The sequence below is a fragment of the Paraburkholderia aspalathi genome, assembly GCF_905220735.1.
Lineage (GTDB): Bacteria > Pseudomonadota > Gammaproteobacteria > Burkholderiales > Burkholderiaceae > Paraburkholderia > Paraburkholderia aspalathi.
The window spans coordinates 734,261-759,975 of sequence record NZ_CAJNBA010000001.1 but is presented as its reverse complement, the minus strand read 5'-3'; the positions used below and the strand labels follow the sequence as shown (position 1 = coordinate 759,975).

At 57.8% G+C, this 25,715-nt stretch carries 21 protein-coding genes; 8 read left to right on the top strand and 13 right to left on the bottom strand.

The genetic code is table 11. The annotated features are described in order from the left end of the window. Positions 1-40: 40 nt before the first annotated feature. From prpF to acnA, 3 genes are read right to left on the bottom strand one after another with little or no spacing between them, the layout of a single operon-like run. Complete coding sequence (gene prpF, locus KHO30_RS03290; RefSeq protein WP_211700031.1) at positions 41-1,222, bottom strand: 2-methylaconitate cis-trans isomerase PrpF; 1,182 nt, start codon at positions 1,220-1,222, stop codon at positions 41-43. 9 nt (positions 1,223-1,231) lie between these two features. Beyond that, on the bottom strand, positions 1,232-2,305 hold the full coding sequence (locus tag KHO30_RS03285) for a lactonase family protein (RefSeq protein ID WP_211700030.1): 1,074 nt from the start codon (positions 2,303-2,305) through the stop codon (positions 1,232-1,234). Positions 2,306-2,307: 2 nt separating this feature from the next. After that, positions 2,308-4,908 carry an aconitate hydratase AcnA gene (acnA, locus tag KHO30_RS03280; RefSeq protein WP_211700029.1) on the bottom strand — a complete coding sequence of 867 codons (2,601 nt, stop codon included), beginning with the start codon at positions 4,906-4,908 and terminating at the stop codon, positions 2,308-2,310. Positions 4,909-5,225: 317 nt separating this feature from the next. On the opposite strand from acnA, the gene KHO30_RS03275 reads away from it, so the two are divergent. Continuing rightward, positions 5,226-6,224, top strand: a complete 999-nt coding sequence (locus KHO30_RS03275) for a GntR family transcriptional regulator (protein ID WP_244179330.1) — start codon at positions 5,226-5,228, stop codon at positions 6,222-6,224. 260 nt (positions 6,225-6,484) lie between these two features. Next, positions 6,485-7,777 (top strand): MFS transporter, encoded by a 1,293-nt coding sequence (locus KHO30_RS03270; RefSeq protein WP_093634112.1) that lies wholly within the window; start codon positions 6,485-6,487, stop codon positions 7,775-7,777. Positions 7,778-7,829: 52 nt separating this feature from the next. Here KHO30_RS03270 and KHO30_RS03265 read toward each other — a convergent pair whose 3' ends face one another. From KHO30_RS03265 to KHO30_RS03235, 7 genes are all read right to left on the bottom strand, one after another. Next, positions 7,830-9,041 (bottom strand): MFS transporter, encoded by a 1,212-nt coding sequence (locus tag KHO30_RS03265; RefSeq protein ID WP_093634424.1) that lies wholly within the window; start codon positions 9,039-9,041, stop codon positions 7,830-7,832. 259 nt (positions 9,042-9,300) lie between these two features. Next, positions 9,301-10,536, bottom strand: coding sequence for an MFS transporter (locus KHO30_RS03260; protein ID WP_342345958.1), 1,236 nt, complete (start codon positions 10,534-10,536; stop codon positions 9,301-9,303). Between the two features lie 279 nt (positions 10,537-10,815). Further along, positions 10,816-11,331, bottom strand: a complete 516-nt coding sequence (locus KHO30_RS03255; protein ID WP_167378361.1) for an SRPBCC domain-containing protein — start codon at positions 11,329-11,331, stop codon at positions 10,816-10,818. A gap of 60 nt (positions 11,332-11,391) precedes the next feature. Further along, positions 11,392-11,667, bottom strand: coding sequence for a lysozyme inhibitor LprI family protein (locus tag KHO30_RS39140; protein WP_244863925.1), 276 nt, complete (start codon positions 11,665-11,667; stop codon positions 11,392-11,394). Between the two features lie 287 nt (positions 11,668-11,954). Then, positions 11,955-12,206, bottom strand: coding sequence for a GlsB/YeaQ/YmgE family stress response membrane protein (locus KHO30_RS03245; protein ID WP_211700027.1), 252 nt, complete (start codon positions 12,204-12,206; stop codon positions 11,955-11,957). A 112-nt stretch (positions 12,207-12,318) separates the two neighbouring features. Continuing rightward, positions 12,319-13,257, bottom strand: coding sequence for an NAD(P)/FAD-dependent oxidoreductase (locus tag KHO30_RS03240; RefSeq protein ID WP_211700026.1), 939 nt, complete (start codon positions 13,255-13,257; stop codon positions 12,319-12,321). Continuing rightward, complete coding sequence (locus KHO30_RS03235; protein WP_211700025.1) at positions 13,244-15,370, bottom strand: hypothetical protein; 2,127 nt, start codon at positions 15,368-15,370, stop codon at positions 13,244-13,246. Before KHO30_RS03235 ends, KHO30_RS03240 begins: the two co-directional genes overlap by 14 nt. 526 nt (positions 15,371-15,896) lie before the next feature. Here KHO30_RS03235 and KHO30_RS03230 point away from each other — a divergent pair. The 5 genes from KHO30_RS03230 (at position 15,897) to KHO30_RS03210 (ending at position 22,507) form a co-directional block, all read left to right on the top strand. Next, entirely contained in the window at positions 15,897-18,293 is a 2,397-nt protein-coding gene (locus KHO30_RS03230; RefSeq protein ID WP_211700956.1) for a xanthine dehydrogenase family protein molybdopterin-binding subunit, read from the top strand. Beyond that, entirely contained in the window at positions 18,200-18,658 is a 459-nt protein-coding gene (locus KHO30_RS03225) for a (2Fe-2S)-binding protein (RefSeq protein WP_093634426.1), read from the top strand. The genes KHO30_RS03230 and KHO30_RS03225 overlap by 94 nt, the downstream gene beginning before the upstream one ends. A gap of 198 nt (positions 18,659-18,856) precedes the next feature. Then, positions 18,857-20,536, top strand: coding sequence for a histidine ammonia-lyase (gene hutH / locus KHO30_RS03220; protein ID WP_244863924.1), 1,680 nt, complete (start codon positions 18,857-18,859; stop codon positions 20,534-20,536). 143 nt (positions 20,537-20,679) lie between these two features. Continuing rightward, positions 20,680-21,486, top strand: coding sequence for a transporter substrate-binding domain-containing protein (locus tag KHO30_RS03215; RefSeq protein ID WP_211700954.1), 807 nt, complete (start codon positions 20,680-20,682; stop codon positions 21,484-21,486). A 91-nt stretch (positions 21,487-21,577) separates the two neighbouring features. Further along, positions 21,578-22,507, top strand: coding sequence for a LysR substrate-binding domain-containing protein (locus tag KHO30_RS03210; RefSeq protein ID WP_211700024.1), 930 nt, complete (start codon positions 21,578-21,580; stop codon positions 22,505-22,507). Between the two features lie 35 nt (positions 22,508-22,542). Here KHO30_RS03210 and KHO30_RS03205 read toward each other — a convergent pair whose 3' ends face one another. Next, positions 22,543-23,127 carry a TetR/AcrR family transcriptional regulator gene (locus tag KHO30_RS03205; RefSeq protein WP_200620992.1) on the bottom strand — a complete coding sequence of 195 codons (585 nt, stop codon included), beginning with the start codon at positions 23,125-23,127 and terminating at the stop codon, positions 22,543-22,545. A gap of 217 nt (positions 23,128-23,344) precedes the next feature. On the opposite strand from KHO30_RS03205, the gene KHO30_RS03200 reads away from it, so the two are divergent. Then, on the top strand, positions 23,345-24,121 hold the full coding sequence (locus tag KHO30_RS03200; protein WP_200620993.1) for an SDR family NAD(P)-dependent oxidoreductase: 777 nt from the start codon (positions 23,345-23,347) through the stop codon (positions 24,119-24,121). A gap of 134 nt (positions 24,122-24,255) precedes the next feature. On the opposite strand, the gene KHO30_RS03195 is transcribed toward KHO30_RS03200, so the two are convergent. Continuing rightward, positions 24,256-25,317 (bottom strand): maleylacetate reductase, encoded by a 1,062-nt coding sequence (locus KHO30_RS03195; protein WP_054033903.1) that lies wholly within the window; start codon positions 25,315-25,317, stop codon positions 24,256-24,258. A gap of 38 nt (positions 25,318-25,355) precedes the next feature. Then, complete coding sequence (locus KHO30_RS03190) at positions 25,356-25,652, bottom strand: Dabb family protein (RefSeq protein WP_093634124.1); 297 nt, start codon at positions 25,650-25,652, stop codon at positions 25,356-25,358. Positions 25,653-25,715 lie beyond the last annotated feature (63 nt).

Sequence of the window (25,715 nt, the reverse complement as noted above, 5' to 3'; positions counted from 1 at the left end):
AGGGGCACAGCGCCCACGGGAAGCGCTGTATAAGGGAGAGTTAGTTGTTCGCCGGATCGAGAGAGGACGGCACGAATACGTGGCCTTCCATCAGGCGGCGTGCGCTACGGCTCATGATTGCTTTCGTGACAACCCACGTACCATCGCGCTGCTCGGCTTCTGCACCGACAGCCATCACGCCGGATGGATGACCGAAGCGGATCTGCCCGGACTTCTTGCCTGCCACAAGCTGGTTGACGACTGTGCCCGGAATCGCACCGGCGACAGCAATCGCCACCGCGCCGGTGCCCGTCATCGCATGGTGAAGTTTCCCCATCGAAAGGATTCGCGCGTTGATGTCGACCATCGACGAATCAATGGTCTTGCCACTCGATGCGACATAGCCAGTCGGCAACGACACGAAAGCGAGCTTGGGTGTATGAGGCCGCAGCGCTGTCACTTCTTCGGCCGTAGCAGCCAGACCCATGCGTACAGCGGCGTGCGAGCGAATCGCTTCGCACTTTTCAAGTAATGCCGCATTGCTGTTGACGTCCGCCTGCATCTCGTTCCCGCGCAGGCCGAGGTCTTCAGCGTGAATGAAAATCGCGGGATTGCCGGCGTTGATCATCGTGACCTGAAACGCGCCATAACCAGGAACATCCAGCGCATCGACAGGATTTCCCGTCGGGAACATCCCTCCGGCCGTTTCTTCACCGTCTTCCGAGCCACCCGGATCAAGGAACTCGATCCTGATTTCTGCCGCGGGAAAAGTCACGCCGTCCAGTTCGAAGTCGCCCTCTTCAACGACCTGGCCATCTTTCATCGGCACATGCGAAATGATCTTCGCGTTGATGTTGGCCTGCCAGATCCGCACCGTCGCGACGCCGTCACGCGGCGCATCGACCAGCCCCTGCGCAATGGCGAACGGGCCAACGGCGGACGTCAGGTTGCCGCAGTTGCCCGACCAGTCGATAACCGGCTTCTCAATCGATGCGGCACCGAACAGATAGTCAACGTCGCAGTCCGGGCGTGATGAAGGTCCGACTGCGACCAGCTTGCTGGTGCTCGACGTACCCGCGCCCATCCCGTCAATCTGTTTCTCGTAAGGGTCCGGGCTGCCGATCACGCGCAGCAGAATCTTGTCCCGCAGAACCGGGTCTGAAGGCAGGCTGTCTGCGCGGAAGAAGACGCCTTTGCTCGTGCCGCCGCGCATATAGACGGCAGGAATCCGATATTGGCCCACGTGATGCTCCTATTGAGTTTTGAAGGTGATGCACACAGGACTGCCCGTTTTGACAACACGGCCCGTCGGCGACGGAGTCCCGCTGATTGCATCGATCAGGTATTGAACGATCGAGTCGGATAGCTCATTGGCGACGTAGAGCATGCGAGCGTCATGGCTCAGGCACAGGAACCGTGGGCACTGCCCCTGGGCGTCGGTCCACCTTGTTTTCACTGGAATGCCCGTCGTGCCGTCAAGTTCGACCGTAGTGATACTGTCGTGACCACGGTTCGAAACGTATAGCGCGCGGCCGTCGGGGTGGATCGCAATGCCCGCGGCGCGTGAGAGTTCATGACGCCCGGCCGGCAGAAGGGATGTCGTGTGCAGTGGCTCCAGTGCGCCACTCAACGGCTCGAATCCCCAGGCCGTCAACGTGGAATCCAGTTCGTTTGCAACGTAAACGAGTGGCAGCGCCGGATGGAATGCAGCATGTCGCGGCCCTGCGCCTTCGCGACTCCGACCCGAGGTCACGACCGGCGCGTTGCCAATACCGCTCCATCGGATGGCAAAGACGGTGTCGAGTCCCTTGTCTGGCACGATGTGCCAGTCTGTGTTGTATCGCTGAGTCGCGAAGCGCGCGATATGGTGCGGATGCGACGACACTTGCTCGATACGATGCGGGCCCGGCGTTCCCGGCAGTTCGACGAGAGACGCGACTGGCCCAAGCGCACCGTTTGTCTCGATCGGAAACTGGACGGCAGACCCCGTCGCATAGTTCGCGACGACAAGCGCATCACCGTTGCGCGACAATGCGAGGTGCACAGGATTGCGCCCTTGGCAGGTCTGCCGGTTCAGCAGGCTAAGCCGACCAGATAACGCATCGACCGCGAAACTACTGACCTCCGTACCGTCACCATGCACGGCATATAGCACGTCCTGCGCTTCGTTGAGCGCAAGGAAGCTTGGATTGTCGAGTGTCTCGAATGATTCGACCCGCTCCCATGCGCCCGACGCCGGATCGATCGCATAAACGCCAATCCCCTTGGCGCGCGCATTGCGCTCGCGCGTCGTGCGGCATCCAACATAGGCGAAGACGGAGGCCATGTTTATGCAGCCTCGAGCATTTCGCCAGAGATACGCGGCAGCAGGCCGCCAGCGTTGAAGATCTCGGCTTCCTCTTCAGTGTCGATCCGGCATTTGACGGGGGCTGTGACCACCTCGCCATTTTTGCGTGTGATGCGCAAAGTCAACGTCGTGCCCGGTGAAACTTTCCCGCCCACACCTTCGACTGCATAGACTTCCGAGCCATCCAGTGCCAGCGTCGCGCGATCGTAACCTTCAGCAAATTCAAGCGGCAATACGCCCATGCCAACCAGGTTCGAGCGATGGATACGCTCAAAGTTTTCGCACACCACGGCACGCACACCGATCAGACGCACGCCCTTCGCCGCCCAGTCGCGCGACGAGCCTGAACCATAGTTCTTGCCGGCCACCACGATCAGTTCCTGCCCGCGCGAGACGTAGCGTTCCGCTGCATCGAAGAGACGCATGATCGTGCCTTCCGGCTCCATACGGGTGAACGAGCCTTCTTTGCCCGCGGCCATTTCGTTGTGCAGCCGGTTGTTCGCGAACGTGGCACGGATTGCAACCAGGTGATCGCCGCGACGCGTGCCGTAAGAGTTGAATTCGGCCGGCTCTACGCCATGCTGGATCAGATATTCACCCGCCGCGCTTTCCGGAAGGATTGCGCCTGAAGGTGAAAGATCGTCAGTTGTGACGTTATCGCCAAATACACCGATCGCCCGCATGTCCGCGAAGCGTGCGGCGCTCGTGAGGTCGGACTGCCAGTACGGCGGACGACGGATGTAGTTGCTGTCCTCGCGCCACGGAAACTGTGCCGGCACCGCGCTTTGCCCGTCGGCCAGTTCGCTCTTGCGGAACATCTCCGTGTAGATTTCGAGGTACTGGTCGCCGCGTACGCTTTCCTTCAGTAAGGCATCGATTTCCTCGTCGGACGGCCACAGATCCTTCAGATACACCGGTGCGCCGGATTTGTCGGTTCCGAGAACGCCTTCTTCGATGTCAATGTGAATCGTCCCGGCGATCGCATACGCAACAACCAGCGGGGGCGAAGCAAGAAACGCCTCCTTGACGCGCGGATGAATACGGCCGTTGAAGTTCCGGTTGCCGGAAAGCACTGCCACGGCACGTACGTCGCGACTGACGATGTCGGCCTCGATCTCTTTTGGCAGCGGGCCCGACATGCCGTTGCATGACGTGCAGCCGAATCCGATGATGCCGAACCCCAGCGCTTCGAGCGACGTCATCAGATTCGCCGATCGGAGATAGCTCTCGACCGGCTTCGAGCCAGGCGCAAGAGATGTCTTGACCCATGGCTTGCGCTTAAGACCGAGTTCAACCGCCTTTCGGGCGACCAGACCAGCGGCGATCATGTTGCGCGGGTTCGATGTGTTCGTGCAACTGGTGATGGCCGCGATCACCACCGCGCCATCGGCCAGCTTGACTGGTCCGGCGGTGTCCGATTCAGGAGCGGCGGCTTCCGACGGACGGGCAATACCCTTCGAAATCAGGTTTGAGAGAGGCACACGGTCGTGGGGATTGGCCGGCCCAGCCAGCGCGCGACCCACGCTCGACAGATCGAACGACAGCACACGGTCATATTCGGCATCGGCGAAGTCGTCTGCCCACAGTCCTTGCGCTTTTGCATAGTCCTCGGTCAGCGAAATCTGGGATTCGGTACGACCGGTCAGTCGCAGAAAATCCAGCGTCTTCTGGTCAATGGCGAACAGTGCAGCAGTGGCACCAAACTCAGGCGCCATGTTGGACATGGTGGCCCGGTCGCTCAGCGTCATCGCGCGAGCGCCTTCACCGTAAAACTCGATGATGGTGCCGACCACTTTCTGCTTGCGCAGGAATTCGGTGATGGCGAGCACCAGATCCGTTGCGGTGATGCCGGGTTGCCGGAAACCTTTCAGCTTAACGCCGACGATGGTTGGCAGACGCAGCCACACAGCACGGCCAAGCATGACGGACTCGGCTTCAATTCCACCGACACCCCAGCCAAGCACACCCAGCGCATTGATCATCGTCGTGTGGCTGTCGGTTCCGACGAGCGTGTCGGGGAACGCCAGCCCGTCCTTCACCTGAATGACAGGGGACAGATACTCAATGTTGACCTGGTGCAAGATGCCGTTGCCCGGCATCAGCACGTCGAGGTTCGTGAAAGCCTGTTTGCACCACGCGAGAAATTCAAAACGCTCTGCGTTCTTGCTCTTCTCGATCGCCATGTTCTTTGCGATCGCTTCCGGGTCTGTACCTGCCACTTCCACGTTTAGCGAGTGGTCCACCACCAGATGCGTCGGCACGACCGGATTGATGGCGCTCGGGTCGCCCCCCGCTTCCGCCACCGCATCCCGCATACCGGCCAGATCGACCAGGGCCGGCGTGCCAAGCAGATCCTGCAGGACCACACGTGCCGGGTAATACGGAAAGTCAATGTCATGCCGGCGGTTGGCCAGCGCGCGCAGATAGGTAACTGCATCAGCGGCGGGCTGTCTGCGAGCGATGTTTTCGGCGAATACGCGAACGCTATACGGCATCTTCGCGAATTGAGTGGCGTCTATCGCGTCAGTGGCGTCGCGGACACTGACGAAATCAACGGACTGGTTAGGAAGACTGCGGGACATGGGGGCTCTCCGAGGGTCGTGCATGTGGTCATGCGCCTTGCTGAAATGCATTTTATGATCACTAAATGCACAATGCAAAGGCATAAATGCCTAGTGTTAACCCTAGACAATAAATGTTTAAAGGGGACATTTCGCCGATTATAGGGGTTTGCGAGAAGGCTATCCGACAGTGCTTGTATCGGAGCATCTTTGCGTTATATGATCACCAAACGCAATAAAAAGATACGACAGCAAAGTGGATCAGGGACGCAAGCATCGTGAGTGTGAAGCCCTTCACCGACTACCAGCACTGCGTGCAATCCAGACGGGAGCGAGTAATGGCAAAATCGCAGATCGACTATTCAGATGCACCGTCGTACCAGGCGGTCGTGAACGGTCATGGATTGCCTTCGCGCCCTATGGATTCGACCGAACAAACATCGACCTCGCTCACGCCGCTGCAAACTCGCGTGACGCGGGAGATCCTGACGCTCGTGCGCCGTGACGATCTGGCACTCGGTGACAGGCTCGCGGAATCGGTGCTCGCCGAACGTATCGGTACTTCACGTTCACCGGTCAATGTCGCGCTCCATCATCTGGCCTCGCTCGGCGTTGTCTATTACGACGCAAACCGCGGCTTCTTCATGGCGCAGGCTGCGCGGGAAGTGACCGACGTGGCAGCACAGTTTTTGGACGAGCCCGAGGAGCCGCTGTACCTGAAAATTGCGGCTGACCGGCTTGCACGACGGCTACCTGACGTGATTTCCGAGGCTGATCTGATGCGCCTGTACGAAGTCTCTCGCAGCGCACTGCGGCGAGTGCTGTCACTGATGCAGGAAGAAGGCTGGCTTGAGCGTCAGGTTGGCCACGGCTGGCAGTTCATGCCGATGATCGATTCGGTGGAAGCCTACGAGGAGAGCTATTTGTTCAGGGCGGCGATCGAGCCGACCGGAGTGCTATCGCCGACGTTCAGTGCCAATCGGGTCGAACTTGAAGGGCTGAAACGTCGGCAGCAGTTCATCGTGGACGGCGGTTATCTCACGATGAACTCGATCGAGCTTTTCGAAGCCAATAGCGAATTTCACGAGACGATCGCCAAATGGTCCGGCAATCGGTTTATTGCGCAATCGGTTCGGCGCATGGACCGGCTGCGCCGGCTGGTCGAGTACCGGCAGGCCAAGGCGCGCAAGCCGCGGCAGGAACAGGCGCTCGAACACCTTGCGATTCTTGACGCGATCGGCCGCCAGGATCTGCTCAAAGCCGCATCCCTGTTGCGCGATCACATCGAAGGCGCACGCCGTGCCAAGGTCCACGCTCAAGAGGTATTCGAAGGCTGACCCAGATTGACAGCCGGGCGGTGTCACACCGCCTTTTTTAGTGCTTATGATTGCTTTTTATGATCACAAAACACTATAAACAAGAAAAATATATTACCGAAAATCCATATAAATACTGGATTTGTTCTTTTCAGCGTTGCTTTTTATATTCATTTTAATCAATTCTCAACCAGATACGCATCACGAAGGCGGGCACGCGAGGTCGGCAGCGCGAACAGGGTGTCGTCCGCTCAAGGTACTTTGAATATTAGGAGACAACCATGTCATATCGCAGAGGCTGGATTGCTGTTTTTCTCTTCACGCTATCGATGATCAACTACATGGACCGAATCGCACTATCGATCGCGGCCACCCCCATTGCGCGTGAATTCAAGCTCTCCGCAGTTGGCATGGGTTACCTATTCTCGTCGTTCATCTGGAGCTACGCGATCTTCCTGCTCCCGATGGGTTTTCTCATCGATCGATTTGGCACAAAAAAGATGGCCGGTGTCGGGATCTTCATATGGTCAGCTGCGACCGCACTGACAGGAGCCGCCAATTCGTTCGGCGCACTTCTCATGGCAAGACTGGTCATGGGCGGCGGTGAGTCCGTTAGTAACCCCGTCGGCGCGAAAGTCATCCGGCAATGGATTCCGGCGAACGAGCGCGGCACAGTGACATCGATGTTCAACAGCGGCTCGTATGCAGGGCCGGCGATCTGCTCCGTAATTCTTGGGTCGCTCGTCGCACTGTATGGATGGCGGATGTCGTTCGTGGTCGCTGGAGGGATCGGCTTCGTGTGGCTGGCCGCCTGGCTTCTTTTCTTCAACGCCCCGGAAAAAACCAAATGGCTGAAAGCAGATGAGCGCGACAAGATCATCCGCGAGCGTGACACAAAGACGGCCGGAACCGCCGCGATCAGTCCCGATTCTAGTGGTCTGCTTTCACTGATGCGTACGCCCACTCTGTGGGGTCTTGCAATCACGCAAGGCTGCAATGTCTACACGCAGTATCTGTTCTTGACCTGGCTGCCCAGCTATCTGCAGGCGAGCCGCGGCCTCAGCATCTCGCACACAGGGCTTTTTTCTGCAGTCCCCTATGCTGCGGCCGTGATTCTCTGCATCTTCGTGGGTCGTTTGAGTGACACGTATCTGAAAAAATGCGGCGTAGGCAGCGGCAGGCGCCGTAACGCAGTCGCGCTGACCATGCTTGCCGGCGCGGCGATTCTTACTGTGCCGTTCGTCTCGAACCTGACTGTTCTCCTAGTCGTTTTTTCGATCACGCTGACCGGCATCGCATCAACCACATCACTGAACTTCGCGCTGCTGAACGATCTGCTGCCGAATTCGCGTGACGTTGCGAAGGCGATGGCTTTCGTGGTGATCGGCGGCAACATCTTCGGCATGATTGCGCCGATTGCAACAGGGTATGTCGTGTCTGCAACGGGAAGCTATGACTGGGCATTTGGCATTGCCGGCCTGTTGCTCCTTGCTGGAGCGATTGTCGTTCTCACGATGACCCGCTCTCCGATGACGATCCGATCCCATTCTGCGGGCGCTGGCGCTACCGTCTGAGGACACGTCCATTACGCAGTGGTGACAGACGGTTCGCACGTAGCGTCAAATGTTACGCAACCGGTGCGGTGCTATCCAGTGCCGGTCTTCGGCGCGTAAGAACCAGCAGCAGAATCAATGCAGTTCCGGAACACAGAGTCGTCACTTCTAACAAGACGGTGCTTCCCAACCGGGTGAGTAGTGCAATGAAAAGCGGCGGTGCGGCGGCAGAAATCACGTTGAGAGGGAGTGCGATACGCGACGCGGCCGATACGTAATCCACCTTGTCATAAAACACAAGCGGGATCGTTGCGCGTGCAACCGCAAGTGCTCCGCTGCCTAGACCATAAAGAACGACAAAGATTGCAACAGCAGTATGCGAGCCGCGGTTCAACATGAGCAACACCATCGACAACGGAAGAACAATTCCCGCAAAGATGCCCGTCGAAATTCCGTCCCACCTTGCGCCACCCAGAAAATCCACTGCCCTCGCGCCCACCTGAATTACTCCGAGTGCAGAACCAAGGGCTACAGCTTGCGTTGCCGGCAAGCCCACTGCTTTGAGTAGTTCGAAGAATATTGCGCTGTACCCGAAGGTGACGAATGCGTTCAACGTGATCGCTGCAGCAATCAGATAAAACGTGCCTTTCCGTGCAGGAGCACTGGCTGTTGTGTCGGCAACCTGGTGCAGATTTTGATTGATTGGTGCCGTCGCCGCCGGAAGCCCAAATACATAGAGTGGGAGGCATATGAACACCATCATCCCGGCATAAACCACACAGGTTGCCTGCCATCCGACGGCTTTCGCCAAGACTGAGGCTATCGGCCAGAAAATACTGCTCGCCAGCCCCGTGATCAACATAAGGCCGCCGATCGCACGCTTTGCATTCGATCCGGCGAGTTCGTTGAGCATGATATAGGCTGCTGTCGAGAGCGTAGCGCTACCCGCTGTTCCAAGCGTCACCCAGCCGGAGAAATACAGCAGGGGCCCGCGACACACCGCCAGCAAGAGGAAACCGAGAGCAGACAGAATCGTGCCGGCGATCATGACGCGCTTCGCACCGAACCGGGCAAAGACTTTGGCCAAAAGCGGAGCCCAAAGCCCCATGACAACATAAAGCACCGAGTTGGCGGCGAAGATGTAAGAAATGTCGATCCTCAGATCCTCGGCCATCTGCCTTCCGACAATCGATGGCAAACCCACGGTTCCCCAGCCGATTATCTGCGTTACAGACAGCACAAAAAGTGGGATCGCGACCTTTCTGTCAGATAAGGATATGCGCATCGACTTGTCCGTCATCAAAGGGGCTGTGGGCCGGCTTTTGGCTTCCCGGTTTTGAGCACGCTCGACACGCATTGTCGACGATCCAGAAAATCGTGTCGAACGACTGAAATCGACGGGTTCCTGCCTGTCGGCGGCCGGCTGCACGCGTCCCGAAGCGGTTGATAAAATCTCTCCAAAGCACTCACTCGGTCACGTTTCAGGTTGAGACCAATCCGCTCATATACGCGCGGCGTCCCTAGACTTCCTGTCGCGTTGCAATCTACGTGATTTGTCTCGATTCGGGCACTCTAGGTGCTTCGAATGCATGGGGATATTCGTGACGAAACCAGTCTTTCACCTGATCGTGATTGAGCGCAAAGAATTCGCGCGATCGCGGTATCAAAACGAAACCGAAAGCGAGCAGACAGGTGGCGAGACCGAAGCATGTATAAACCTGCCCCACCGCCCAGTGCGTGAGCGCCGCGCCTGCGATCATCGGTCCAAGAATGCCAGCAATCTGCGTGGTCATCATGCTGGCAGCAAGAATGCGCACACGGAAATTCTGCGGGATAGCCAATGAGCGGTGAGTCGCGCCAACGAGCCCCATCGATGCATTGGCGAAACCCACACAGGTAAGCGTCAACACGAGAACGATAGGTGAATGGGCCCAGCCGGAAGCAGCAAGTGCCAGCCCTTCGCACATCGCAGCCCCCACCCGGACATTGAATCGGCCAAACCACCTGACCAGTGCGTCAGAACCACGAAAGCTACCGAGTAGCAAACCTACAGATAGGGCCGCTTCGCAACCACCGAGCCAGAGCCCCGACAGCCCCAGTGATTGAACTTTGAGCGGAATCAGCATGCCGACCGCAGGGCCCTGGAATATCCATACGAGGAAGTTGACAAGTGTCCAGCCACGCTCCAACGGGACGATCCATTTAGCATGCAGCCCGGCGCGCAGGTCTTCCCACCAACGGGCCAAACCGCGAGGATGTTCACGATGCTGAGACTGGGATGGAAGCTGCAAGGTCACGTACGCAGCTACGCCAAGCAGAATGCCGTTCATCCAGAAGGTTGCAGCAATACCGCCCAAAGCCAATGCCGCACCAGCCAGTGCCGGCCCTAAGGCACGTCCAGCCGCTTGCGTCGATTTACGAAGACGAAGCGCTTCGGCCAAACGATTCGCAGGAACAAGTTCGGCCGAAATGGTGGAACTGGCCGGATCGATGAAAGCTTTCGCTATAACAGTGACTACGCCTATGCAGATGATGAGCGTAAGTCGATAGTCGGACAGCGAGGCGAGCGTGGCGAGGGTAAAGGCGACGACCATTAAGGCGCAGATACCCCATACAATCTGCGGTCTCTTTGCGTACCGATCCCCGAGTGGCGAAAGCAGCGGCATTGCGAAGATCGTGGTGACGGCAATGCTTACGCCGTAGATCGCGAGGTGATGTGCGCCTCCCTGATGAACGATCCACCAAGGGAGTGTGATATAGCCAACCATGTCTGCCAGGATCGTAAAAAGATCGCTGAGAAGCAGACAGGCAAGAGAGGGGGCGATTGCGTTTATGCGAGATTTGATTCCCCGAAGCACCGGTTTCCCCCTGTTGAGTTCGATGATGCTACCTCAACATTTCTCCCACAACTTAGGTGAATGTTTCCAGATGTCGTCGTTTTATTAATGGGGCGATGAACGGCGCGATTCACAAGAGGATCCCGACTGAACGAAAGTAGCCGATCAGTGACGGTCGTCGCTCCGATTCCGTTGGGCCCAACAAGAAGCGGGCGCGAGCACTCAGGGTGCCTTGGATTCGGCGCGCAGCTTGACCGCGGTATTCATCGCCTGAAAACTTCGCCGAGTGTCTTCGACTACGTCTTTCGTCAACGGCCCGACAAGTAATCCAGAGAAACGCTCAGTTTGCTCAAGATGGGTGCCACCGGGCACAGCCGTCAGGTGAATGCAATGTTTGCCGTCGAAGACGCCGCGAATCCACACGCTGCCACGCCAGCAAAGGTCCTGCCCTGGACGAACGAGTAGGACGGTCGGCTTGAATACCATCGAATCCGATCCGCTGCCTAGCACAATGCGAATTGTCGCGCCCTCCCTGAAGTCGCCGTCAACTCGAGTAATGAAGGGATTCCAATCAGGATACGCGGCACTATCCGAAATAACGTTCCAGACATCTGAAGGCGGCCGAGCGATGAGAACATCCGCACGCACACTACTATCTTCGTGCATGATGAAAAAGACTCCAACTATGCCGACCACACTGGCGATGACGCTTTTCAACCACCACTTCGGCAAGCTCATATTCGCCCCGTAATCCGTTGCAGTTCTTTTTCTGCTGCCGGCCATGCACCAACTTATCGATCAATCGCATCGACGAATCGACCCAACAACCTTCGTCATGTGATCAGTTTCCGCAGTCTGGCAAGCGGCAATTTCCATCGGCAAGATGGAACCCCCTCCGTATTTTGCCTCGGCGGACTTCTTGCAACTCGCATCGCGTCGCTTCTTCCACCCCGCGATTTTCTTCTCCAAGCGCGCTTTGCAGCTAGGGAATTTTGCGGACTTATCTTCGACGACATTCTGCAGCTTCTGTTCGGCAACCACCCTGTCGCGCCATGCACAGAAGTTCAGGCTCATCTGGTTCGCATCGCAGTTCGCGAGCATGCCTTGCACCTCGCTCGCAGGCAGTCCGCTCTGCTGCGAGATGACGTCAGCGGGATCCGGGGCGCCAGCAAATGCGGGCGAGCACGCGAGTGCAAGAAGTACGAGGAGAGCGCGGTGGATGAAGTGCACCCGGCAAATCGGTTTGAATGCAGATCGCATAGTGATCCCCTTTCGCGGGAGCAAGGCAACGTACCGGCTCCACTCTCATGCGAGCGCGCCACGGTTCGACCGCCGCCCGCAAGCGCGTCACCACGCGCGGTCTAACTCCGTCGGCGCACCAATCCGTAAATGATCAGCAGAACGATAGCGCCAATCACCGACGCAATCCAACCTGCCGCCTGGCCTGGTTGATACCAGCCCAGCGCGCGCCCCACATAGCCCGCAATCAGCGAGCCGGCAACACCGAGGACGATGGTCATAATGAGCCCCATGCTGTCATCTCCGGGCTTCACCGCCCGCGCAATCAATCCGATGACCAGCCCTACAATTACCGTACCGATGAATGAAAGCATGCTGACCTCCCGAGAGTGTGAGTGCTACGGTTTTCTTTTACTACTGGCTACTGCTCCACTGCGACGCTTTTCGAAGCATACGCGCTAAATGTGGCAGTCGGCCAGTCCCGCATTAGCTCCGCCAGATATCCAGATGCGCATCGATATAGACTCGTTGCAGTACTTCTTTGGTGGCCAAATAGTCCTGCAAAGCCCAATCTGAATAGAGCGCTGCCGCAATACTCGATCTGCCTGGATGCTTCGATACCTCTGCGGCAAGTGTCCCCGCACGTATGCCGGATTCAATCGCGAACCGAAGGCCATCTCCTGAGGCGGGATCGAGATATCCCGCAGCATCACCGCATACGAAATAGCCAGGACCGGCGGCCTGATGAAGATGCCGCCAGCGCCGGCATTGTTGCCACACAGTTCCAATGACGGATATGCCTGAACGCAAGCCGATATGCGTGTTCCGTTGCACGGACAACGAAGTCCACATGTATTGCGCTGATGTCGGCCGTAGCCAGAGCCAGCCGCCCCGCGCGATCTGCCAATAGGTGTCACGCTGCGACGAACATCCGCTCGCGAAACCGCGACGAAGCCAGATGGGTGACGAGTCGACGGTTTCGTCGAGTGAAAGTGCGCGACGCAGGCAGCCGGTGATTCCCGTCGCGTCTATGACGATGCTCGCCCTGCACTCATCGCTTCCGCACGTCACACCGACGACATGTCCGCTTTCAATGCGAGGCAAAAGCGGATACAGACATTTGCGCGCATAGGCTACCCCAGCCGTCGAAACATCGACGCGCAAACGGTCATCGAGTCGATTGCGCACAACCGCGCGGCCCGGACTAGATTCGGAATCGACATCGAGCCATACATCCGACTGCGCGATCACTGCGGGAGCCAGCAACGCGAGTAACTTCAATGCGTTGTTCGATACACACTCCGGCGCCGCATGCGACAGGCCGCGACCCAACATCGTGACATCGCATCCTGCGTTGGCGGCGACAATTGCCGCCGCGCACCCGGCAGGACCATCGCCAATAACCAGAACGTCACACGGACTCATGCCTTGAGTAAAGCCGAAGTGCCTCAGGTCCGGGTGGGCATCGTTGAACGGGCCCTTTCAGCATCGAATCGGTCACGTTACAACTGATCGCCTCGCCGTATCGAATGCGCAAGCGTCCAGGCACATGCTGCACCGGTTTCGCACCGTCTTCGGGAAGAACAAACAGGAAGTGATAGGTCTTGGTCGTATCTGCCGGCTGATCGAGCTGCGTTGCTGATACAAGCCACAATTGCGTCTTTGCGGGAGTCCGCGTTGGATCGCACGCTGCCACGGCGAGGCGCAACGCCTTGATCCTGCGAATGAGTTCGGCTGCGTCGACATGTTCGAAGGCGCCATACAGCATATTGCCGCCCAGCGCGTTCGCGACGTAATCCGATCGCTCGATATCCGCGTAATCAACCGTGCCTGCAGCCGTAAGAAAAGGACCGTACTCGCCGTCCCATCCGGCACGCGTGTTATGTACAAGGCCGCCTTGCACCAAAGGATGTTGCGGATGAAATCCAAGTTCGCTGTCCAGCATTGGAATGGCCGTTGGCGCATCGCTCCGGTTGAAGGTTCGCGAAGCATCCGGGCTTACGGCAGGCCAGAAACTGTTCGACGCTGCGCACAACTTGATGTCTTCTGCGAATGGACTGCCCAGGCCAAACGTTGCGAGATAGATCCCTTTACGATGTCCCCCCGCATAGGTCACGTCCCAGCCCGGTGCAAAAACACTCGATGATGCATCGGATAGAAACGACACCATGCGAGGCAAATGCGCCTTCTCGTGAGACTCTTTTGATGCGCGCGGTGCAAGACTGAATGAAACGGAAATCGTATCTTCGCTGGTCGAAAACGCCTCTTTCTCGCTGAACGAATCGACGTGATGCGGATTGACGGGAAGCCGCTCAGCGCTGAGCGATATAGGTGAGCCGTTTCTAAACTGAGTCTTGGGATCGATGTGATCTTCTTTGAACCAGCGCTGCAATTCGGACTGGTCCGCATAAGGAAAAAAGTCCGGCGCAGCCACGATCGAATAGGCGGGCAATACGCGTCGATTCACAAGCTCCTTGATTCTGATCGTGACTGCGCCTTCGACACAGTGATCGAGAAACAGTTGTGCATCGTAGCCACCTTTGATCACCTTCTCGACGAATGCCGATTGGCGGATCGGATGCGTACGCATGTCGGCATACGTACCGTTCTTGTCCCTAATATGGCGGATATTCATGTATTCCGGCGAGTTGCGCGGTTCCGGAAAACGCAGCCAGAACCAGTTCTTTGCGATCGTTGGGAAAAACATTTCATGTATCTGCGCAACGAACGCAAGAAACAACCTGTATAGATCAGTGAACAGACGCATCGTCGTATAGCGCCGATTGACGATGTGTATGAGGCGCCATCGCGCCGGCACTGAGAACCCGCCAACGTTATAGTTCGCCGACGTCACGGGTTCAATTAGAGGCCGCGCCGCCGGCATCAACAGTACGCTTCCGCCACAATGCTTGAGCACGATTGATGGAACGCCCGTCGCGGCCGGCTGCGCCAAGTCCGGATACCGGCATACGATCGAATACGGTGGACGGTCGAGATCTCCCAATGGGACCGGAGAAATGCCCCATCGTGCCTTGACGGCGCGCTTCAGTTTTTCGCCGATATGCCAATGGCCGTAATCCAGATTCAACGTCATGTTTGGCAGGCATTCGGCGGAAAACAGCTTGCGCACCGGCTGAATGAATGCACGATGTCCGTCGTCACGTTGTTTTCCCTCGATCAACGCAAGTCCGTCTGGTCCGGATACACGCCGCACAAGAAACGCTCCATACCGCGCCGGCAACACCCGCACATGCTCGATTTCGTTCTCGAGGTGCGGAACGTAGCTCCGTGTCCGCGCGTCGTAGAGTGCTTCCGTGTCGCCATTTCGCGCGATGCCGAGCCGCGAGAAAACCATGTCCGCGTGCTGCTGATGTCCGGTACGGCGCGCGGGACGGTACTGGTAGGCCAGCACGGCAATATCGAGTGTCGACCAGTCGGAAGGCAAAGCTGCAAGCGAGTAGATATAGTTTTCGAGCAGGTCTATATCTTCCAGGCTTATTCCGCCATAGGGCGATGGACACTCGGATAGCGCAAGCATGTGATAAAGCAGGCTCCGCGCGGGGTCGCCCGGTTCTATCGCGCGTTCGGTGCTTCGGCAAAGATCTTGAACGCGCCGATCTTGCCAGTCTATTTTCAGTCCTTCACTCAGCAAAACTGCAGTACGTTGCGGCGAATCCGAAGATGAGAGATCGAGACCATGTCGTTTCAGCACGTCCTTCCACGGCGTCGACAATTTGCCAACCAACGTGTGGATTTCATCGATCAGCATCTACCACCTCCCAATGAGTGGCTCACCCAAGGCTGCGCGGAAATGACTTGTCTGCTGCTTGCGTGCTTTCCCTGGGTCTACTGGCGATTGCTGTGTTTTCAGCGATCGCTCCACTTGCCTGTTGCATTTCGGGTTCGCAATCGCCAAATCCAGTGACTAATATAGGTGATTCGAGAAGAAGAAAAGCGTTCGTTTTGTTTGAAGCAACTCACATCTCTATCGTGAGCAACGCAAGATCCCGGCTTCGGCCTTCGCCGACCTCAATACGCTGTAAGAACATACGGTGGACGATGTCATGCTGGCGCGGCGAACCTTTCTTCTGGGTGGTGCCAGTGTGGCGGGCTTGGGTGTGCTCGCGATCGGATGGTCAGTATCTCCGTCAGACGACAGGCTCGTCCCCAAGACGCCACTCGATACACCTGGCAGCAATGCAGCGCTCAACGGCTGGCTGATGATCGATACCGGCAACAACGTCACGATCGTCATGAGCAAAGCTGAAATGGGCCAGGGCATCCACACCGGCGCTGCGATGTTGCTGGCGGAGGAACTCGGCGCGGACTGGTCGCAAGTCCGCGTCGTCGATTCCCCTATCGATGCGATCTACACAAACCGCGAAAATCTGCCGCGCTCGCTTGCTATCCGTCCTGACGATCACAGCTGGGAAGCGACGACTAAAGAAGATTTCGCGCGGTTGATTGCCCGCCTGCTAGGCACCATGGTGACAGGCGGATCGACAAGCATCGTCGATCTCTGGAAGCCGATGCGCGAAGCCGGCGCATCGGCGCGCATGATGCTATGCAGCGCGGCGGCAAAGCAGTGGAAAGTATCGGTCAGTCAATGCAAAGCACGCTCGGGCCGCATTATTTGTGGTCCGGAACAGTCGGTGACGTTCGGCGAACTTGTCGATGCGGCGAAGCTCGAACCGCGCCCCACCCATGTCACGCTCAAAGACAAATCCAGCTTCACCATTATTGGTCAGCGATTCAAGCGCATCGAGGCACAATCGAAGATTAATGGGAAAGCGATGTTCGGAATCGATGCACAGCCGCGCGACCTGCTATATGCGAGCGTCACGATGTGCCCGACGCTCGGAGGCACCGCGACCGGCTACGATTCTTCGAACGTGAAGAATAAAGAAGGCGTGCACGCTATTTTCAAATTCGATCCATACAACGGCGGTACCGGCGGAGTCGCAGTCATTGCCGAAAACCCCTTTATCGCAATGCGCACGCTCTGCCAGTTGTCGTACACATGGGACCACGGGCCGGCGGCGAAAGTAAGCGATGCAGACATTAGCGCCACCTTGATCAAGGCGCTCGATGACAACACTCATCCCCGGTCTTTCTACAAGACAGGTAGCGTCGATGAGGTTCTGAAGGAATCGAAACCTCTGGAAATGCAGTACAAAGTGCCATACCTCGCGCACGGAACGCTCGAACCCGTCAACTGTACGGCGCAAGTGACGGATGGCGGAGCGACGATCTGGGTGTCCACGCAAATTCCAATGGCGGCCCGCAAGGCAGTGGCAAAGTCCCTGAATCTGAGTGAGGACAAAGTACAGGTGCATCGGTACCTGTTAGGCGGCGGCTTTGGCCGTCGGCTCGAAGTCGACTACATCGTGCAGGCGGTTGCGATCGCAGGTCATGCCAAAGGACGTCCAGTGCAGACCATCTGGCCGCGTGCGCAGGATATGACACACGACTTCTACCGCCCCGCGTGTGTGTCGCGATTCAAAGGTGCGCTCGATTCCGACGGCAACCTGATCGCCTGGAAGAACGAGTCGGCCAGCCAGTCGATCAACGTGGAAGCGCTGCCCCGTGCATTCGGCTCCCCAAAGATTGTCTTCGAGGTTCTCAAGGACATCACGACCGCGGAGGGTGCGTTCGATCAGCCATACGAATGCAAAAATATTTCCGTCACGCACAATACGGTCTCACTACCTATCCCGGTTGGTAACTGGCGCTCGGTTGGGCATTCCTACCATGCGTTTTTTGTCGAAAGCTTTATCGACGAAATGGCGACGGCCGCTCACAAAGACCCCATCCAGTTCCGGCTCGACATGCTGAAGAAGCCGGAACATCAACGGCATGCCGAAGTACTCCGGCAACTCATCGATTTTTCCGGCTGGCATACGCCACTGAAGCGAGACGGGAAGACTGCGAGAGGCGTAGCGATGCACGAATCATTCGGCAGCATCGTCGCGCAGGTTGCGGAAGTGCAGAAGCATGGTGACAGTTTCCGCGTCACGCGCGTGTTCTGCGTGATTGATTGTGGCATTGCAATCAATCCAAATCTCGTAGAACAGCAGATGGAAAGCGGCATTATTTTCGGCCTCTCGGCCGCATTGCAGCAACAGATCGCGATCGTGCAAGGTCAGGTCCAGCAGAAGTACTTTTCTGACTTCCCTCTCGTCAATATGTCGACCTGTCCTGAGATTTGCACGAGAGTGATCCAGAGCGGCACTGAACCTCAAGGTGTCGGCGAAGCCGGTACGCCGCCCATTGCGCCTGCTCTGGCGAATGCGCTTTTTGCACTCACGGGAACCCGGTTTCGCAGCCTTCCACTCATGCAGCCGCCTGTGCCTTGCGGAGGTGACATATGGTGTCAATCAGTGTTAACGGGAAAACCGTCGTCATGCATTCCGCCCCCGACACGCCCCTGCTCTGGGTACTCCGGTGCGAACACCAACTGACGGGTACCAAATTCGGTTGCGGTATCGGCGTTTGCGGCGCCTGCACTGTCCTGCTCGATAACACCGCCAGGCCGGCTTGCCAGATACCGATATCCACGATTCTCAAATCGCGTGTCGTCACCATCGAGGGACTGGACAGCACAGAGGCTCGCGCGTTGAAAAAGGCCTGGATCGAATGCGATGTCGTGCAGTGCGGCTACTGTCAAAGCGCTCAACTGATCGCGGCAACAGCGTTGCTTTATTGCCATCGTCATCCAACCGATTCCGATATCGACGAGGCCATGAGGGACATCGCATGCCGCTGCGGCACTTTTCCCCGCATCCGCAAAGCCATTCACCAGGCGGCCCGGTCGCTGCGCCCATAAACAAAGGCTGAGCAGCACGCCCAGCGATTGATCCGCTCGCTCGCGGACGCTCAGGCTCGCAGCCTCTCAGGCAGGAGAAATCGGAGAAAATAATTTTCTCCGATTAAAAAAACCTCATCGCTTATAAAAGCAAACTAAAAAAGCGAGGTAAAAAATCCGGCTTTAGTAAAACTAAACCCGGAACTCAAATCAAATCGTTTGTGCGTCACCCCCGCCGCCGCTACTCTGCCCAGCAATGATCTCAGGCAAACATCGCGCTTTGAAGCGGATTTTGCCTCCCACTTCATTTCATGCATTCGACAGAGGACATTCAGAATGAGTCTGGCGCACACCGAATCTCGACCCAGCAAGATATCCGACGTTCAGCTCGGGGAATCCGATATTTCAATCGAGCAATTCATTGCCGTAGCCCGACATGGCGCACAGATAAAGTTTTCTTCCGTGTATCGCGAGCGCGTGTTGAATTCGCGCCGCCTGGTCGACCTGTTTCTGAGCCAGAACCGGCTTGTCTATGGGGTGACGTCTGGCTTCGGCGCTAATTCGACACGCGTTATCAGCCCGGACGACGCCGAGCAGCTTCAGCGAAATATCGTGCGCTCCCATGCCGTCTCGGTCGGCGAACCGCTGCCTCGTGAAGTGGTTCGAGCCACGCTGCTAATGATGCTGATCAGCCTCGGCAAAGGTTATTCCGGCGTCAGCCTCGAATTGCTGCAGCAAATCGCCGGGCTACTGAACAACGACATCACGCCGTTCGCGCCGGGCGATGGCTCGGTCGGTTATCTCGCGCCCGAGGCACATATGGCGCTCGTGCTGATCGGCGAGGGAGAAGCGTTCTACCAAGGTGAACGCATGCGCGGCGCCGAAGCATTGGAGCAAGCAGGGCTGAAGCCACACTCGCTGCGCTGCAAGGAGGGGCTTTCGCTCACCAACGGCACCACCTCGGTAACCGCGATCGGGATGTTGGCGCTTTACAACGCGCTCGAGCTTTCGAAGGTTGCCGACATTGCCGCATCGATGTCTCTACAGCCGCTTAAGGCCACCACGCGCTCACTGGACGCCCGGTATCACTCCGTCAAGAAACATGTCGATCAGAGGAACACGGCCGATAACCTGCGGCGGCTGCTGGCCGGCAGTGCGCTATGCGAGCGCTTTGTCGATTACAGACTGCAGGACGCTTACAGCCTTCGCGGCATTGCCCAGGTACATGGGGCATCCAAGCGGGCGATCAAGAACGCGTACGACTCGATTCTCGATGAAGTGGGATCGTCCGGCGACAACCCCATCATCCATCCCGAAGGCGAGGACGGTATCGCGATATCCGGTGCCAACTTCGACGGTACGTTCGTCGGCATCGGGTGCGATCTCCTCTGCATCGCCATGACCACGCTCGCGAAAATCTCGGAGCGCCGGACAGACCGCCTCGTCAACCCGTACCTCAGCGAACTGCCTGCGTTCCTTGCGAAGGATCCCGGGCTGAACAGTGGTTACATGATCATTCAGTACACGGCGGCCGGATTGCTGGGCGAGATGCGCACCCTTGCTCAACCCGCGAGCGTCGATAGCGTGCCGACGAGCGGCAACCAGGAAGACCCCGTGAGCTTCGCCTATCACGCAGCGCGAAAAGCCTACACAACTTCACAGAAGTTGCAGCACGTGCTGGCGATCGAACTGCTCACCGCCGCCCAGGCGCTGGACTTCTTCGATCCCGCCGACGCATCACCCGCAACCGCTGCGGTGTATGCGCGGATTCGGCAGGTTGCCCCGACAGCGGAAGGCGATCGGTTCTTCTATCCGGACATGATGGGCGTCCACCGCCTCGTCGAACAGGGCGACCTGCTGAGCGTCGTAGAAAACATCGCCGGCACATTGCACAGCTGAAGCGGTAGCGCTAGCAATGCAGCGAACAGTGGCAATCGGAGTATTTCCAATCCACGCACAACCTTGCTTCGAAACTATAGAGGTGTAATGTGAATGCGATTTCAACAAGAGTCCTGAAGACTTCTCTCGTCACTTTTCTCGGCATGCTGGCACTGGCAGGAACCGGCGCTCAGGCAAAGGAATGGAAGACCGTAAAGGTCGCCCTGGAAGGCAGTTACGCGCCATGGAATCTGACCTTGCCGAGCGGAAAGATCTCCGGGTTCGAACCGGAATTACTCGACAATCTGTGCAAGCGGGCCAACCTGCAATGCGAGCCAGTCGCCCAGGACTTTGACGGCCTCATTACCGGCCTGCAGGCCGGTAAATTCGATGCCGTGATGGATGCCCTTGCAATCACACCCGAACGTCAACAGGCCATTGCGTTCTCCAAGCCCTATGCTGCAACGCCGGCCGCGTTCGCGACGGTAGATGGACATGGACTGGCGAACACGACAGGAAAACCCTCTTCCCTCAAGCTGACTGGCGACCCGAAAACCGACGGCCCTTTGATCGCCCCGCTGCGCGATCAACTGAAAGGGAAATCGATCGGCATTCAATCCGGCACGGTGTACACCAAGTTCATCAACGACAACTTCAAGGACATCACGTCCGTACGCCTCTACAAGACCTCGGCCGAACGTGACCTCGACCTGGTCAACGGACGCGTCGACATCGCCTTCGACGACGTCACCTACTACGCTGGAATCGCCGACAACAAAGACACCGCCCGAATCCGGGTCGCCGGACCCACCATCGGCGGCGCAGTTTGGGGACCGGGAGAAGGTCTTGGCTTTCGCAAACAGGATGCGGATCTGAAAGCAAAATTTGATGCAGCCATCACGGCAGCACTCGCGGACGGTACCGTGACGCGCTTGTCGGAAAAGTGGTTCAAGACCGACGTGAAGCCGTAAGCGTGCGGCATTGCATGACGCCGTTGCGCGTCGAGGCGGAGATCAGTCTTTGCTAGACTGGCTTCACGATGGCATTTGCCAGGTCAACGACATGAACCGCCTTCCTCCTCTTCGAGCCTTGCAGATATTCGACGCCGTCATTCGTTACGGGGGCGTCGTAGCCGCTGCCGAGGCGCTTTACGTAACGCCCGGTGCGATTAGTCAGCAGATTCGCGTCCTTGAGGAGTTTCTCGGGGTCACGCTTTTCGAGCGGGAGAACACGGGCCTGCGACCGACCCCGCTTTGCGAGTTGTACCACTTGCACATCTCCCGGGGGTTCGAGTGCTTTCATAGCGCTCAGGCGGCGCTCAAGGCGCAGACGGGCCCCCGGCTCACGTTGATGACGTTCCCGTCAGTCGCGACTCATTGGCTCGCCGCAAGATTGGACAAGTGGCACACCATCTGCCCTCACGTGCAGGTCCATGTCGAAGTCGTCGATCACGAAACCAGCATCGCCGCGCGAAGTGCCGACGTCCGCCTAACGTATGGGGCACTACCGAGTGACGGAACGCCCTATCACGTCGTCTTTACGGACAAAGTTGCGCCCGTGTTCGCACCCTCGCTGTTGCAGGCGGAGAAGCCGATCTCGCAACCGGCGGATATCTTGCGGTACCCGCTGATTCACGTCGAATGGGGATGGGCAAACTTGTCACCGCCGACGTGGGGACACTGGTTGCATGCGGTTGGCGTGCCTCTGCCCGAAGGCCTGGCGCCACTCACCTACTCCGTTTCCGGCATGGCAATCGACGCGGCAATTCGGGGAAGAGGCATTTCGTTGGGACAGGGCTTTTTTGCCATCGACAGCATCAAGCGACACGAACTCATCGCGCCGTTCAAGGTCGCCCTGCCGATGCCATTCCCCTACTTCATTTGCTGGAAGCGAACGGCCGCAGACTCCCCCGCAACGAGGCAATTTCTCGACTGGCTAATTGAGGAAGCCGAGCAGACGGGACGCGACATTAAAGCCATGTTTGGTGAGTGAGGTGTCGGTCCTCACCGGGGCAACTCCAGCACCGCTCAGCTAACCGGCGATGAGTCGCGACTCATAACCAGAGCGAGCGATTCGGAGAGAATCGATTTCGCCAGTTTGTCGTCGTCAACGGCGCGCGCAAGCGTAATGGCTCCCACGATGGTCGCGACGATACCTAAGCCAGCCTCTTTGCTATCACTGGATATAGCGTGCGCTATTCGTGACGCCAGTTTGCGCACGTAATCCGTGAGCTGTTCCCTGACATCCGGATTTGCATGCCGCGCCTCCCCGGCGAGCGCACACAGCGCACATCCATTGCCGGGATTCTTCACGTGACGCTCATTGAGGAAAGCTTCGGCAATAGCCTGTAGAGGCGTTTCCCCACGCTTTGCCGCACCGCTTGCGATAGAAGCCATGCGCTTCTCGCTCTGACTCACCGCGTGCTCGAGCGCCTCCAGGATCAACGCATCACGCGACGAAAAATGGCCATAAAACGCACCGTGCGTCAGCCCCGCGCTGCGCATGCACTCGGCGACGCCGAGCGCCTCGATGCCGTTTTCGCGAATCTGCCGTGACGCGTTCTCCAGAACCCGCTGCCTGCTCTCAGCCTTTTGTGCCTGCGAATAACCCATTTTTCCGCCTCATCACGCTTGACAAACTGCATGATGCGCATAATACTGAATTTCTGCATGATGATCAACATACAGAATGAGATGTTGAGGATGCTCGTGTCGGTTCGGATGCAGCGGCTGTCCCGCGCTGCTTAACAGAGATTTTTGCGAAGTTTTTGCGCCATCAGCGGATGCGGCTTGGAACGTGATCTCGCGGCGCAATACATAGGAGAAGGAAATGCGTTTTACTGGAAAGACAGCGCTCGTCACTGGCGGCAACAGCGGCATTGGCTTTACGACAGCGAAGCTTTTGATCGCCGAAGGCGCCCGCGTTGCCATCACCGGCCGCGATCGCGCCAAACTGGATCAGGCAGTATCCGAGCTCGGCGAAAACGCGCTTGGCATTCAGGCCAATCTCGACGATGAAAGCGCGATCGAGTCGACCTTCAAGCAGATCCAGGCAGCCTTCGGGTCGCTCGACATCGTGTTCGCCAACGCCGGCATCTCCGGTCCGACACCGCTCGGCGGCACGACCGCTGCTGCATTCGAGGCGATTCTTCGTACCAATCTCACCGGTGTTTTTCTCACGGTTCAAGCGGCCCTGCCGTTGATGAGCGCCGGAGGCTCGATCGTATTGAACGGCTCCGTGATGCGCGAACTGGGCTCGCCCGGGTCGGCCGCTTATTCCGCAACGAAGGCGGGCGTCACCGGCATGGCGAAGGTGTTTGCGTCCGAACTCGTGCGGCGTGGCATTCGCGTCAACACCGTGATTCCCGGCGGCACACGCACACCGATCTGGACGCGCGGCGCACGGGCCGGCGCAACGCTCGACGCGACCGAAGAAGCGTTGGCACCGGGCATTCCGATGGCTCGCCTCGCGGAACCTGAAGAAGTTGCCAAGGCCGTGCTGTTCCTCGCGTCCGACGATGCTTCGGGAATCACGGCGGCTGAGATCGTTGTCGACGGCGGCACGATCGGTGCGCCGTGGGGAGCACCGATATTCCGCAAGGGGTGAAGGCACTCGAGTTTCCGGTAGCGGGTCGACCAGCTTAGGGCCGCGGCGCGCAGTCCTAAGCTGCCGGCTAGTTCGCTACCGCCAGATCGAAGGCTCGTTCCGGCGGACCTCCTTTGGGCGCCCCTTTCCAAAGGCTACACGGATGGACGAGCGCCCTCCCAGGCACGCTGTAGCAGTGCTCTAAGCGGCTCCTCCTCAATCGGCCGCGGATTCCAGTATGGATTCGACAATGCCACCTTGCATGCGTGATCAAGGTCGGCTTCGCCCAACCCAATCTCGCGAAGCCCTCGCGGAACGCCAAGTTCTTCGTTGAGCTGGTAAAGACCGTCTGGCGCTGAGTCAACGTTCAACGCCCTGGCGATTCGGCCCATCGCCTCATCCGCAACGGTACTGTTATAAGCGAGAGAATGCGGCAGAACGATTGCGTGCGTCTCAGCATGAGGGAGGTTAAATGTTCCACCCAAGGTGTGGCACAGCTTGTGATGAAGCGCCATGCCAACATTGCCGAGCACCATTCCGCACAGCCACGCACCATAGAGGCACTCGCTGCGCGCCGCTTTGTCCTTGCTGTTCTTCTTCACGCCACGCAGGCCGTTGGCAAGTGAGCGAATACCCTCCTCCGCCATGAGCGACATGACGGGGTTTCCGTCCTGTGCGTACAGCCCCTCGGCAGCATGAGCGATAGCGTTGAGGCCGCTGACAATCGAGAGACGGACCGGGAGCCCGATGGTCAACTCCGGGTCGTACAGGACCGTCTTGGGGATGACTTTGACATCGCGACCGGTTTTCTTCAGGCCGTTTTCAGTTATGCCGTAGATGGGAGTCATCTCCGACCCGGCATACGTCGTAGGTATTGCGATAATCGGCAACGACGATTCGAGCGCAATCGCTTTGCCGAGCCCAATCGTCGAACCGCCACCAATAGCCACTGCGCAGTCTGCGTCCACCGACTTCGCGTGTTCGCGCGCGCGGCGAGCGTTCTCGATAGGAACGTGCATCTGGGCGCCGTCGAAGACGCCCGCGCTCGCAGGTCCAAGAAGAGACGAAACCACTTCAGCCTGGGCCTTTTGCTCGGGCGTGCAAAGAACCAGCGCCCGGCGAGCACCCAACGTCTCCACTTCCTGTTGAATCAGCTTCATGCTTCCAGCACCGAATACGACTCTCGACGCCTGCGTGGTATAGGTAAACTCATACATGAGAATAGCTCCCTGTGTGGTCAAACAGTACGGCTCGCTTAGACGTAGTCGACCTGGTGGCGAGCGATACGAATGTCACCCACGATCTGCTTCACTCGCAGATGCTCAGGATGCGATGCATACGCATCGAGCGACTCCTGGCTTTCGAACTCTGTGTACAAGACCACATCGCAGGCATAATCCACGGCGCTTACATCCAACCCGACCTCCAGCCTGGTAAGTCCGGGAATCTTTCCGCTCAGACTCTCGAACGCAGTCTTTACGAGCACAGCGGATTCCTTCTTTTGCTCGGGAGTCTCACCGCGAACGTTCCACATCACGATATGCTTGACCATATTCGATTCCATTAGTGTTGCTTATTACCAGGCCAAATGTTCGAGATGCAATCTCATGACTCA